This window comes from Roseiconus lacunae, assembly GCF_008312935.1.
GTDB lineage: Bacteria > Planctomycetota > Planctomycetia > Pirellulales > Pirellulaceae > Stieleria > Stieleria lacunae.
Genome location: NZ_VSZO01000015.1, coordinates 72,318 through 85,695, shown reverse-complemented (window position 1 = coordinate 85,695; position 13,378 = coordinate 72,318). Strand labels below are relative to the sequence as shown.

At 54.5% G+C, this 13,378-nt stretch carries 6 protein-coding genes; 3 read left to right on the top strand and 3 right to left on the bottom strand.

What is annotated here, in order from left to right; translation table 11 throughout:
* Positions 1-27 precede the first annotated feature (27 nt).
* The gene (locus FYC48_RS19950; protein WP_235034341.1) at positions 28-2,460 is read left to right on the top strand and encodes a DUF1592 domain-containing protein; all 2,433 of its coding nucleotides are present in this window, start codon (positions 28-30) and stop codon (positions 2,458-2,460) included.
* Between the two features lie 252 nt (positions 2,461-2,712).
* Positions 2,713-5,070 carry a TonB-dependent receptor gene (locus FYC48_RS19945; protein ID WP_149498551.1) on the top strand — a complete coding sequence of 786 codons (2,358 nt, stop codon included), beginning with the start codon at positions 2,713-2,715 and terminating at the stop codon, positions 5,068-5,070.
* Positions 5,071-5,092: 22 nt separating this feature from the next.
* On the opposite strand, the gene FYC48_RS19940 is transcribed toward FYC48_RS19945, so the two are convergent.
* Positions 5,093-6,529 (bottom strand): DUF1501 domain-containing protein, encoded by a 1,437-nt coding sequence (locus FYC48_RS19940; protein WP_149498550.1) that lies wholly within the window; start codon positions 6,527-6,529, stop codon positions 5,093-5,095.
* A 30-nt stretch (positions 6,530-6,559) separates the two neighbouring features.
* On the opposite strand from FYC48_RS19940, the gene FYC48_RS27900 reads away from it, so the two are divergent.
* The gene (locus FYC48_RS27900; protein WP_160149645.1) at positions 6,560-6,718 is read left to right on the top strand and encodes a hypothetical protein; all 159 of its coding nucleotides are present in this window, start codon (positions 6,560-6,562) and stop codon (positions 6,716-6,718) included.
* Here the strand turns inward: FYC48_RS27900 and FYC48_RS19935 are convergent.
* Together FYC48_RS19935 and dnaE are read right to left on the bottom strand one after the other, a co-directional pair.
* Positions 6,705-9,380 (bottom strand): PSD1 and planctomycete cytochrome C domain-containing protein, encoded by a 2,676-nt coding sequence (locus tag FYC48_RS19935; RefSeq protein ID WP_149498549.1) that lies wholly within the window; start codon positions 9,378-9,380, stop codon positions 6,705-6,707. The genes FYC48_RS27900 and FYC48_RS19935 overlap by 14 nt on opposite strands.
* A 231-nt stretch (positions 9,381-9,611) precedes the next feature.
* Positions 9,612-13,157 carry a DNA polymerase III subunit alpha gene (gene dnaE / locus FYC48_RS19930; protein WP_149498548.1) on the bottom strand — a complete coding sequence of 1,182 codons (3,546 nt, stop codon included), beginning with the start codon at positions 13,155-13,157 and terminating at the stop codon, positions 9,612-9,614.
* Between the last annotated feature and the right edge of the window lie 221 nt (positions 13,158-13,378).

Genomic DNA, 13,378 nt, shown 5'->3' with positions numbered 1-13,378 from the left:
GTATTCGGGTTCGTATTGTGCGCCGCAATGAATCCGGTTGCCACCGAATCGGACGCAGCAGAGACTGACGGTTCAATTGAAACGTTTTTGAGCGAGTATTGCATCAACTGTCATAGCGTCAACGATCCGGGTGGCGAACGCGAATTCGAAACACTCGACCTTCAGTCCATCGATGACGATGCGTTCGTGCTCACTCAAGACATCATCGATCAGTTGACGCTCGGTCACATGCCTCCCGAAGATGCCGAACAACCATCCGATGACGTGCGCCGCGTAGTCATTGACGCATTGACCAAGCAACTGCATCAACGTCGGTCAATGTCCACATCGACCGGCGGTCAAACTGTTCTCCGCAGGCTTTCCAAACGCGAGTACTTGGCGACGATCGCCGACCTGTTCGAAATGGACATGTCGATGTTCGATCCGACCGTCGGTTTTCCTCGCGATAACACCGTCGAACATCTCGACAACATCGGCGACTCGCTGGTGATGTCCAGTTACTTGCTGGAGAAATACCTGGACGCCGCCGATCAGATCATCGAAAAGGTCTTTCAAAACGAAAGCCAGCCAGAGGAACAATCTTGGCACTTTGACGATCGTTTCGTGACACAACAAGAGTTGTCGATCGCGCACCGCAAGGCGTTTAATTATCGCTACATGTGTCTTTACGATTGCCCCTTGGCTGACAAACCCGAGGGCGCCTATGGATCGGTACGCGCATTCGAACACGGTGTGCCTCACGATGGAATTTACGAAATCCGAGTCCGCGCCCAGGCCTTGCACCGCGATAGCCCTTATGACCTCGATCGGTTGAGAATCGACCTCAACGAAAAATTTCGACTCGGCATTCGTCCGGGAAACATCGAAACCGGCGAACTACATGTCGTGCAGCCGATTCAACCGTTGCTGGCCGAAACGGTTGTCGAGGACAATGAGCTGAAGTGGTACACCTTCGAGATACCGCTCGACCGTGGTTACACACCACGATTCACGTTCGAGAACGGAATGGACGGCATGCGTTCTCTCCACACCCGTTTCCACCGGATTTACAAGGACATGTTGCCGCCAGAAGCACGTGGTGGCCGGGGAATCGTTGCCGGACGTAACGCGATGCTGAAATTTGGCAAGATGCCACAAATTCGAATCCATGAAATCTCGATTCGTGGTCCCTTGAAACAAGATTGGCCTCGCACTCCGCTGGCAAGCGTGTTGCCGGACGGAACGTTTGTCGAGGACAATCTTCAGTCGGTATTGAAACGGTTTGCCTCCAAAGCATTTCGGCGCCCCGTCACCGACGATGAACTCGACCGACTGATAGCGATCTACCAAACCCGGCGCCGGCATGGCCGACCTGAGTTCGAGGCGATGAAGGACACCCTGAAATCCGTCTTGTGCTCGCCGGCGTTCTTGTACTTTCATCCCGAGTGTGAACCGGGTAGCGACCGGCTATCCTCTCATGCGGTCGCCGAACGATTGTCCTATTTCTTGACCGGATCGATGCCCGACGCGTCGCTTCGAAAAAGAGCTGACCGGGGAGCGTTCGACGATCAAACGTTAGTCAGCGAAACACGTCGCTTGTTGAATTCCAATCGCTTGGATGGTTTTGTCGAAGGTTTCGTCGATGCCTGGCTCGGATTGCGTTCCCTCGGTGAAATGCCACCGGACCGGAATCAGTTTTGGCAATACTATGCGTCCGACCTAGAGACCGACATGAAACGTGAGTCGCAACTATTCTTGCGACACACCATCGAGAACGACTTACCGGTGACTGAGTGGTTGAGCGCCGACTATTCGTTTCTCAATCGTGATCTTGCGCGACTCTATGGCGAGCTTGATCAGGTTCCCCCTCAAAATGCCACTCGGTTCCGTCAAGTTCGCTTCAGTGACCCACGACGCGGTGGCCTGCTTGGCCAGGCCGGAATTCTGACGGTCTCGGCAAACGGCATCGAAACGTCTCCCGTCGTTCGTGGCGTGTGGATGCTGGAGAATGTACTCGGCACACCGCCGCCTCCACCACCGGACGATGTCCCCGCCATCGATCCTGATGTCCGCGGTGCCAAAGGCATCCGCGATCTACTCGCGAAACACCGCACCCTTGATGCGTGCAACCAATGTCATCGCAAAATTGACCCACTGGGCTTCGCCTTGGAATGCTACGATGCGATCGGTCGAGCTCGCAATCGCTACCCAAATCGAAGCCCCATCGATACCTCGGGCAAACTTCCCGGCGGAGAATCATTTGAGGGGCCGTCGGATCTGAAACACGTCTTGCTTGAACAGAAGGAATTCTTTGCTCGCGCGTTCACCACCAAGTTACTTGCTTACGCTCTGGGCCGCCGAATTGAACCCGAAGATCGAGCAACGATAGACGAGATCCTCGTCGACTTGAAGGACCAAGACTACCCGACGCGACAGATCATTGAGCGAGTGGTGACAAGCGACGCGTTCGCTCGTCGCTAGCAAAATAAAATCTATGTTGACGGTCGCTGAATGCGGCCGATGGCGGACATTGCGCCACCGATGGACAAATTTCTGCCGTTTGGCGTGTCTGAACCCCCTTTGGCCGAGACGATTGGGTCGACTTTGCGGGCCGAATGACGTTCGGTTTTAACGGTCCTGCAAATCTTCCGAACAAAATGATGACTCCCCCAAGCACGCTTCTCCTAGCCCAGTCGCGATGGCGAACAGCGATGCTCAGACGCCGGACGACTCATGAAACGGACTTCACTTCTTGCACTATTGGCCTGCCAGGCGATTCCCCACGTTGCCTTTGCGGGTGATCCGCTGCCACCGTATCGCCAACCGATCTCGCTCACCTCAGCAATCCAGCAGGACAGCGCCACCTTGCCCGAAATCGAGGTACGTCCTCCCGCAACAGCAGCTGACGCCAGTGCCGAAGCGGCAACGCCAACGCCGCAAAGCGGTGTTCCGTTCGATGCGCCTTCAGGACTCACATCGGACTCGACGCTCCCCAACAGCAATTTTGACGAGTCCTTTAGCGAGTCATTTCAGTCGCTAAGCGAACAGATGTTCGGTGGTTCGATGAGTAATCCGACCGGCTTGAACAGTATCGCACGGTCGGAATCAAGCTTGTTCGAATCGAATCGAATGGGTTCGGTCATCGATCGAGACGAATTGGACCGTCGCCAAGCGACCACGATGTACCGCGCGTTACAGAACGAAGTCGGTGTGATGCTGCAGCAAACCGGAAACGGCCAGCTATCACCATTCATTCGCGGTTTGACGGGGCAACAGATCTTGATCCTGGTCGATGGCATTCGGATGAATACCAGCATCCTACGGCCGGGCCCGAACCAATACGCCGCGACGATCGACCCGGGTTCGATCGATCACATCGAAATCATCCGTGGAGCCGAATCGGCACTTTGGGGTAGTGATGCGTTGGGTGGCGTGATTAACGTCGTGACTCGATCGGCCGATCCGCTGCGTGGGAACCACTTTAGCCCGCTGTTCACCCAGACCTACAGCACGGCAGAAGCATCGTCGTACACCAGGATGGGCTTTAGCACTTGGTCCGGCGCGACGGGGATCACCGGAGGCATTTCGTACCTCGATGTCGGTCAGCTTGATCGGGGCGGTGACCTCGGACGACAGCCCGGCACCGATTACAACCAGTATGCCGGAGATATCAAACTACAACGGATGCTGACTGAAAATCACTTGTTTACGTTTGCGATGCAGCACTTCGAGCAATACGATCTTGCACGAAGCGACCGCTTTTTACCATTCGTCCTGGGACCGACGACCGACGGCACGGTTCCGACCCAGCGTCCAACCTATTTCGATCCACAGCAACGTGATTTGATCTACGGTCGGTTGGAAGGTTTACTTCCCGATGATGCGTTGCTGGCCGACTCGTATTCGGTCACCTTGTCGGGCTCACGCACCAAAGAAGCCTCGGTCGTCGATCGGTACTCCGGGAATGATCCGAACGCTACGATCACCCGTCGCGAAATCGGCGAGTTCGATGATTTGGGTTGGGGCACGACCGTTTCGTTCGGCAAGAACCTGAACGACTATGGGAAGCTGACCTACGGAATGGACTACTACAACGAATCGATCGATGCCGAACGAGTCCGCATCGACAATCCCGAACTTCCCGGTGCGACACCATCAGTCACCGACCCGCAATACCCGGACGATTCCCAAGCCGATCGCGTCGGTGTCTACACGTCATGGTATGTCCCGCTTACCGAACGACTCGATGCGACGACGTCGGTTCGTTACGAAAACCTCAATGTTTCGGGCACGCCGAATTTTGACACACTCGGACCGACTTACTTTGAACGAAGCTACCAAGATTGGATTGCGAGTGTGGGGCTGGGGTATCACTTGACTGACGAAGTCAAACTATTCGGTGGATACTATGAAGGGTTTCGTGCCCCGACGATCGACGACTTGACCGCGAACAAAACGTTCTTGCAAAACAACCAGTCGGTGCCTTTGGTCGGAAACCTGAACGTGGAAGCAGAGCAAAGCAAGACGTATGAGGTGGGATTGAAATTCAACTATGACCGCTTGCGACTTCAAGTCACCGAGTTCTGGACGGATTTTGATAGTTTCATCAACCGCGAAGTCATCGGAGGCGCCCGCTTTTTGACTAATCAAGAAGCCTACCTCAACGGCACCGAGCTGGCCGGCGAATACCTGCTCGAACGCAATCTCGCACTGTACGGAAATTTTTACTATGCGTACGGCGAGGTAACGACGACCGACGATTTCATTTCACGCGTTCCGCCGACCCAAGGGGTGTTGGGACTCCGAATGACTGATCCGTGCCGCAATGCGTACATCGACGTGTTCACATGGATGGTGGATCGAGCCGATCGATACGCCGAGTCAAATCTTGGTGACGCGCGATTCATTGCCGGGGGTACTCCAGGCTATGCCACTTTGAATGCTCGCGTCGGGCGCAGCTTCGGCGAAAGCAACCAACACCACGTGTCGTTGTCGCTCGAGAATATCACCGACAAATACTATCGTGTCCTCGGAAGCGGCGTCGATGGCCCAGGATTTAACGCCGTGTTTGGCTACCAATTCTCGATGTAGCCGTTCGGCGTTGTCGTCGACACTATGAAATGATTTCCTGAATCACGTTCCCAAAGTCACGTTCAAGACGTTGATGGCCGGGAACGTGCATTCGGTGGGAATCGAGGCCCAATTGGTGCAACAATGTTGCGTGCACGTCGGTCACAAAATGCGGATGCTCGACCGCATGGAAACCAATTTCATCGGTCGCACCGTGTGCCAGCCCTCCCTTGATTCCGCCGCCTGCCATCCAAACGCTAAAGCCATACGGGTGGTGGTCTCGACCGTCGGTTCCCTGTGACCCGGGTGTGCGTCCAAATTCGGTCGCAAAGACAACCAGAGTTTCATCCAACATGCCTCGCTGCTTTAAATCTTTCAACAAGCCGGCGATCGGACGGTCGACTTGCATTGCTAGCTCCGAGTGTTTTTTCTTCAATCCGGAATGCTGATCCCAAGCACCGGCCGCACCATCGCCGTGCATGATCTGAATGAAACGAACGCCTTGTTCGGCGAATCGTCTGGCGGCAAGTAGCTGTTCCCCGAACGGTCGCGTCTCTTTCTGATCGAAACCATAGAGATCCTTCGTCGCTTGCGTTTCGCCCTCAAAATTGATGATGTCGGGAACCGCAGTTTGCATTCGAAAGGCAAGCTCATAAGACTTCATCCGTGCGTCAAGCTCTTGATCGTCCGGATAACGTTCGGCGACAAGGCGATTCAGTTTTCGCACCAAATCAAAACTCAATCCCTGTTCAGCACCGCTAACATCGCCTTGGGGCGATGCGTAGTCGAGCGGATTCGCCGGATCCACCTTCAAGTTGACACAGTCGTAGGCGGGCCCCAAGTAGTGCCCGTCGCGTTTGTCAAAAAAACGAGGCCCCATCCCAATGAATTGCGGCAGATTGTCGTTCAAGGATCCCAAGCCAAAATTGACCCACGCGCCGATGGTGGGCACACGGGGATCAAGCATGTGGCGACCGGAGTGAAACTGAACTTGGGCGCCATGATTGTCGTCAGTCGTGTACATCGACCGAATGACTGCGATGTCATCGATACACGAACCAATGTGTGGAAACCAATCGCTTACCTCGATTCCCGATTGCCCTCGCCTTTTGTATCCAACTTGAAGGGGATAGATTTTGTTGCGTTGTTGTCCGTTGGCGTCGTTGACGACTACGACTCGAACCCGTTTCAGTTTTTCAGGATCTTGCACGTGCTTGAATCGTGTATCGCCGATCGAATCACCGGCGTACTGATTGAGCGCCGGCTTAGGATCAAACGATTCCATATGACTGACACCACCACGCATAAACAACCAAATCACACTTTTGGCTTTTGGGGCGAAATGCGGCAATCCATCTGGCGGCGTCCAATGACTGTCTGCTCCGGCCATCGCATCGCGTTGCAACATCGACGACAGTGCTAGACTGCCGAATCCCAAGCCGCCGGAAAGTAACGATCGGCGATTGAAAAACAAAGACATGATGATGACTTTCCTATCGATCAGGAATCCATGACTGGACCTGATCAAGTCGATGGGGTGGGTGATCGGATGGTGAAAATGCGACTCGAATCAGACGCTAACGCCACTTCGGATCGATCGGGTTCAACGCTGATGACACATCGTCCGCGACCGGTGTCGTCGGTCGACGAAGCGATTACCGAATCGTGACGAAATCGTTGTGATTAAGTAACGACTGAATCAATCTGGAACGAACACGTTTGGTTTGTGATTCTTGGTTCAACGCGGCCAAGGCCGGCAATCGTTGCATCGCCAAAATAAATTCCTGGCATGCCACAGCTTCATTCTCGTCGGGGTATCGAGCGAGCAGCAGATAAAACGCTTGTCGGACAAATTCATCGTCCGAAATCTGATCCAAACTTGCGGTCAGTTGACTTGCCACTTTTGCCGACATATCGATGGCCAACTTGCTGTTGGACAAGGCCAACGCCTGCTGTGGCACAATGCTCTCTTGCCGACGATAGCACTGCAGAATGTCGGCGTCGTCGAACATCGACAAGAATTTATTCTGTTCATCCCGTGAATGCTTTAAGTACAAACTACGGCGATGGAGATCGCCATTTGGATCGACCGACGGGCCACCGAGATTCGGTTGCAAATGACCTGCGAGATGAAGTAACGAGTCACGCACGACCTGCGATTCCATCCGCCGATGGTTGGCTCGCCAGTAATAATCATTCGTCGGGTCGATGTGTTCCGGCATCGCCTGGGCTTCCACCGACTGCACCGCGGCAGGAGAACTCGAACGTTGGTAGGCCTGGCTGGTCACAATCAATCGATGTAGATGTTTCAAGCTCCATCCAGAACGGATGAGTTCCATGGCAAGGTAATCCAACACGTCGGCATGGACCGGTTCGGGCGCACGCAATCCGAAATCAAACACCGATTCGACAAGCGGTCGCCCAAAATGTCGAAGCCAAACGTGGTTAACCGCCACCCTCGCCGTTAAAGGATTTTCTGCGGAAGTGATCCATTGCGCAAGGGCGAGGCGTCTTCCCGAGCTTGTCGATGAATAAACGGCCGGGTAATCATCGTACTTGTGTGCCGGCGACTGAAGCGCTTTCTTCGACACCTTCAGTGACGCATAGGAAACGGGAGGCTTTGCCGGATCGAATTCGCCTAGCAACTCGAGTTTTGTTTCGTAATCCTCATTCAGCTGCTTCGCTATCGACCGCTTTTTGTCATCGGAGGCGTTGTTCACCACCTGCTCTTTTGCTTCGGCGAGCAGGACTATTGTTTGCCGGCGTTTGGCTTCGAACGCCAACTTCGCGAGTGTTTCGTCACCACACATGTCGATGTATCGAGCACGATCGGCCGCGACGGTCGCAAGCAAGGAATCCAGTGTTGCCCGCGCGACTTCCAACGCTGCCGCAGCCGACGCTTGCTGTTCATCGCTTGCCGCATCTAACTTTTGTTTCGCCGACGCGACAGCCGCCTTCGCCGCTTGCGTCCGATCGCGGACAGTCGCTTCGCGAGTGCCTGGCGCGAATGCCTCGGTCGGCAATTCGATCGCCTTCGGTTCAGACGCAAAATCGGCCAACAACGCCGGAACCCCGGCTGTCAAACCTTGGCTTTCATCTGGATTTTTCGGATCGCCTTTGATGTGCAAGTAGGTCGGAGTATCGAGTTGATCATCAAAAGCCCTCGGCAACCCATTTTTATCGACGCTGTTGCTTCCTTCGATGGGATCAAGGCGAATCTGATGAGGCTCGAAAATCGCGCGAAACCGGTAGTAATCGACCTGAGTGATCGGATCATATTTATGATCATGACACTTGGCACAGTTCATCGTCATCCCAAGGAACGCTTTTGCCGTGTGCTCGATCGTGCTATCGAGCCAAGTGGTTCGGTTGAACAGGTAGTAGTGCCGAGCCAAGAAACCGGTTCCGGTGACCGCGTCTAAATCGTTGGGAGCCAATTCGTCACCGGCGAGCATTTCCTGCACCATCCGATCGTAGCCTTTGTCGTCGTTGAGCGACCGCACGATCCAGTCACGCCAGTGCCAAAGATGATGCTGGCTATAGCGTAGTTGTTGGCCCAATCCATAGCCCTCGCTATACCGCCAGACGTCCATCCAGTGCCGAGCCCAGCGTTCTCCATGCTGTGGGCTGGCTAGAAGTTCATCCACGATGAGCTCCCATTGCCGTCGGTCGTCAAGCTGTTCCCGAGTCGGCGGCAGACCGACCAAGTCAAGGTAAAGTCGCCGCAATCGAATCGGACGTGTCGCGGGTTGCGTCGTTGTCAGGCGCAGCTCTTGTTGTTTGGTATCTAATAACGCATCGATTGGATTGGCAAAGGACGACCGGGGAACCGAAACGGACTGAATCGTCTGATAAGCCCAATGCTCGTCGGGGGCAGCAGGCGGATCTTCCTCCGGTGCCTCTGCCCCTTCGTCAAGCCAGCGACGAACCAGATCAATCTGTGATTGCGAAAGTGCCGCTCCTTCATCCGGCGGAGGCATCTTCAGGTCATCGTCATCGGAAACAATTCGATTGAGCAGCTCGCTGTCCTGGGATGAACCGGGAACGATCACATCGTTTTCAAGCATCAACACGAGTGTTTCCAGTCGCAACGACGCTTCTTGTTTCAGGACGCCGTGACACGAATAGCATTTTTCGGCCAACAGCGGTTTGATCGACTTGAGATAGTCGACTGGCTCGGCCGGTAGCTGTGCCGGAAATGCACAAGACGCCGCAAACAGGGCGCACATGATCCGGATGAGCCGTGCGTTGATTGCTCGAGGCTTGCCCGTGGCAGAGCGATCGGCGACTTCAACAAGCTCACGAGCGAAACGTGGAGATTGGCTTTGCATGACAGACCAACAGCGGATCGATGAGAACCAGCTGACTGTCCTTCACGATCCTAGGCGGGCAACAGCCTGTCACGTTGCGGTCGGGTTACGAACAACCGCGCCGTCACGAACAGACGTTGTGAATGGTGGAATCTTCAGTCTAACCGGTTTGGAAATGCCAGTGTTGCGTTAAAAGCGCAGTCTGTTTGCCCGACAATCCCCCCACGTATCGGTGGTTTCCTGGATTCGACGCTATCGCGGCTTACTCATCATCAATCGATAACAACCTTGGCCTAGCAAATCATCAACTCGGGTTCGCATTTCCGGAGTCACATGGACTTTCATGCCCGACTTTAAGTGCACCGTCTCGCCTTCGGCCAACCTCATGCTAAACAGCAACTCTTGGTTTCCGGGATAGCCACGCAAAATCTCACGCAGCAGTTTCAACGTTTGAATCTCGTGCTTTTCCTCGTCCAACCGTATCCGCATTCCGTGGGTGTAGCGATTGTCGAGGTCATCGATCGGAATCAGTTCGTCGATCACCAAGTTGGCCTCATCACCTCCACCACGACGATCGATCTTTCCTTTGGCTAGGACGACGGCATCGGGCTGAACCTTTTCACCATGGTCGGCAAAGTTACGCGGCCAGAGGATGCATCGGATCGCGCCTTGCATGTCTTCGAGGTCAAAGTTCGCGTATTTTGAAGGTTGCCCCGGTTTAGGGTTCTTGGTGTGAGCGATTTTGATCGAGCTGATCATCCCACCCAGAATGACTTCCCCGCGATCTTGGATTTCGGCTAGGCCATCGGTTTGGTGTGTCCGGAACGTCGCCAGCCGAGGTTCAAATTCGGCCAGCGGGTGCGATTCGAGGTAATACCCGAGCACTTCTTTTTCGTTGCTCAGCTTTTCGCGATCCGGCCACTCTTCCATCTCCGGCAGAGTCGGCTTGACCGTAGCAGCCTCCTCGTCTTCGAAGGCACCAAACAGACTCGCCTGGCCACTTTTCTTATCCGCTTGGACGGCGATGCCAGCTTGAATCGCTTTTTCAATCACGGCGAATAGTTGGCTGCGTTTCGCTTCGAAGCAATCCATCGCACCGGCCTTGATCAATGTTTCGATCGCCGATTTATTACAGGCTTGCAAGTCGACACGTTCGCAAAAATCAAAGATATCTTTGTAGGGGCCGTTGTTCTTGCGTTCCTGTTCGACCGCGATCGCTGTCGAACCGCCGCACGATTTGATGGCCGAGAGCGCGAAGTGAATATTTCCGTCGGCGACGCTAAAGTCCGCATCAGATCGATTGACGCACGGCGGCAAGACATCGATGCCCATCCGCTCGCAATCTTCCATATGCTCGATCAACGCATCCTTGCGTTTAAAGTTTCGCCCGTCGATATCGCTGCACAACAGCGACGCCATGAACTCGACCGGGTAATGCGTTTTCAGATACGCCGTCTGATACGCGACCAGCGCGTACGCGGTACTGTGTGATTTATTGAAACCGTAGCCGGCAAATTTGACGATAAGATTCCAAATGTCTTCGGCGTCTTTTTGGCTCAGCCCACTTTCGACCGCCCCCTTGAGAAAGACTTCCTGGTTCTGATTGATCAGGGCCTCTTTCTTTTTACTAATCGCCTTAATACATGTGTACGCTTTTGCCAGCGGAACACCGCCCAAGCGGTTCAGAATCCGCATCACCTGTTCCTGGTAAACCATCACGCTGTTGGTTTCCGACAGGATCTCTTCGAGGACCGGGTGTTTGTACTCGGCTTCTTGGCGACCGTGCTTAATGTTGACGTAGTCGTCGACCATGCCGCCTTCGAGCGGACCGGGGCGATACAACGCGGCGGTCGCGATAATGTCGTGGAAACAGTCAGGCTTCATCCGCGTCAACAGATCGCGAATCCCGCCGGATTCAAGCTGGAACACCCCCTTCGTCTCGCCGCGTTGCAACAGCGCATACGTTTCTTTGCAGTCGAGGGGAAACTTCAGCGGGTCGATCGTCTTTCCGGTAGTCTGCTTGATTAAGATCACCGACCGACTGAGCATCGTCAGGTTACGGAGGCCCAGAAAGTCCATCTTGAGCAGACCGCTGGCTTCGACGTCGTTCATCGACCACTGGGTGATGACCTCCTGCTTTCCGGGTACACGTGTCAGTGGCACGTATTCGGAAAGCGGCTTGTCGGCAATCACGACCGCCGCGGCGTGGGTTCCGACGTTTCGCGCCAGCCCTTCGATCTTCATCGCCAAGTCAAGGAGCTCGCGAATTTCCGGATCGCCGTCGTAGGTCTGTTTTAAGTCGGCGCTTTTCTCGAGCGATTTCTTGATCGTGATCTTTAGTTCGTCGGGCACCATCTCGGTGATCTGGTTCACCCGTGCGAGCGGGATCCCCAGTGCCCGTCCGGTGTCTTTGATCGCCGCCCGCGCCGCGAGCGTTCCAAAGGTCCCAATTTGGCAAACGTTGTCGGCACCGTAGCGCTGCTTGACGTATTCGATTACCTCGACACGACGTTCTTTTTCAAAGTCGATATCGATATCTGGTGGCTCGGTTCGACTTTCATCCAGGAACCGCTCGAACAGCAAGTCGTAACGCAACGGACAGACGTGCGATAGGTAAAGGGCGTAGCACACCAACGCCCCGACACCACTTCCCCGCGCGGTGGCGGAGATACCTTTCTCTCGCGCGTGGACCACAAAGTCCCACACGATCAAGAAGTACGTCGGATAATTCAGGGTTTCGATCACGCCCAATTCACGATCCAAACGTGCGATCACTTCGTCGGACAGCTTGCCGTCAATGATCCGTTCGTCGTCACCTTCGTAGCGCTCCAGCAAGCCTTCGATACACAACTCGCGAAGGTAATCGATCGGCTTCTTCTCCTCGGGGCACTCGAAGTTCGGGAAGTAGTACTTGCCCAATTCCAAATCGATATCAACCGTGTCGGCGATCTCTTGACTTCGAGCGACGGCATCTTCCATGTCCGGAAAATGCTCGTACATTTGATCGGGGCTGCGAAGGAAGAACTGATCGTTCTCCATCTTCATGCGCGACGTGTCCGTTCGAAAACGCCCCGTATTGATGCACAGCATGATGTCCTGTGCTTCGGCGTCCTCTTGATTGACGTAGTGACAGTCGCTTGTCGCAACGACGGGCAATCCGAGACGCTGTGCGATGTCGACGGCACCTTCGAGCTGCATCCGCTGGATGTCCAGACCGTTGTTCATCACTTCGATGAAGTATCGATCACCGAAGACACTTTCAAACCAATTTGCGATCCCGGTTGCCTCTTTGACCGCGTCGTCGGTATCGGTGCCTTTCATCACCGCACGGCTAAATTCGCTACTGACACATCCCGACAAGCAAATCAAGCCTTCGTTGAACGTCTCGAGAATCTCTTTGTCGATCCGTGGCTTAAAATAAAAGCCTTCCAGTGAGGCGGCACTGGCTAGCTTGATCAGGTTCTTGAAACCGGTTCGGTTTTTGGCCAACAACGTCAAGTGATAACTCGCGTCCTTGCTGCTACTGGCGCCCCCCTTGTCGAATCGACTCCCCGGGGCGATGTAAGCTTCATACCCGATGATCGGGTTGATCCCTGCCCCCTTGCACGTCCGATAAAACTCGAGCGCGCCGTGCAAGTTCCCGTGATCGGTCAGCGCGAGCGCATTCATGCCATGATCCACCGCCCGATTGACTAGCCTTTTAATGTCGCTGGCACCGTCCAACAGGCTGTAGTGACTGTGACAGTGAAGGTGAACGAACGGGCGAGTGCTGCTGAGATCGGTGACGATTTCCGACATGACGTGCGAAGTCCTCCGTGGATGGTTTTGTCACAAGACGCCGATTTTCTCGACGAGTGTTTGCAGGAAGCGATGCCAACTCCCCGCAAATGATTCGGTCGATAAGAATCAAACGCATCCTATCATACCGAATCGCAATTCAAATGGATCAACGTGCCGGCGCAGACGCTTTGAACGTACGCTTCTGGGGCCCCTGGAAAGACGCCTTGATCGACACACCG

Coding starts and splice junctions, on each gene's coding strand:
- FYC48_RS19950 (WP_235034341.1), top strand. CDS start 28: ATGAATCCGGTTGCCACCGAATCGGACGCAGCAGAGACTGACGGTTCA.
- FYC48_RS19945 (WP_149498551.1), top strand. CDS start 2,713: ATGAAACGGACTTCACTTCTTGCACTATTGGCCTGCCAGGCGATTCCC.
- FYC48_RS19940 (WP_149498550.1), bottom strand. CDS start 6,529: ATGTCTTTGTTTTTCAATCGCCGATCGTTACTTTCCGGCGGCTTGGGA.
- FYC48_RS27900 (WP_160149645.1), top strand. CDS start 6,560: ATGACTGGACCTGATCAAGTCGATGGGGTGGGTGATCGGATGGTGAAA.
- FYC48_RS19935 (WP_149498549.1), bottom strand. CDS start 9,380: ATGCAAAGCCAATCTCCACGTTTCGCTCGTGAGCTTGTTGAAGTCGCC.
- dnaE (WP_149498548.1), bottom strand. CDS start 13,157: ATGTCGGAAATCGTCACCGATCTCAGCAGCACTCGCCCGTTCGTTCAC.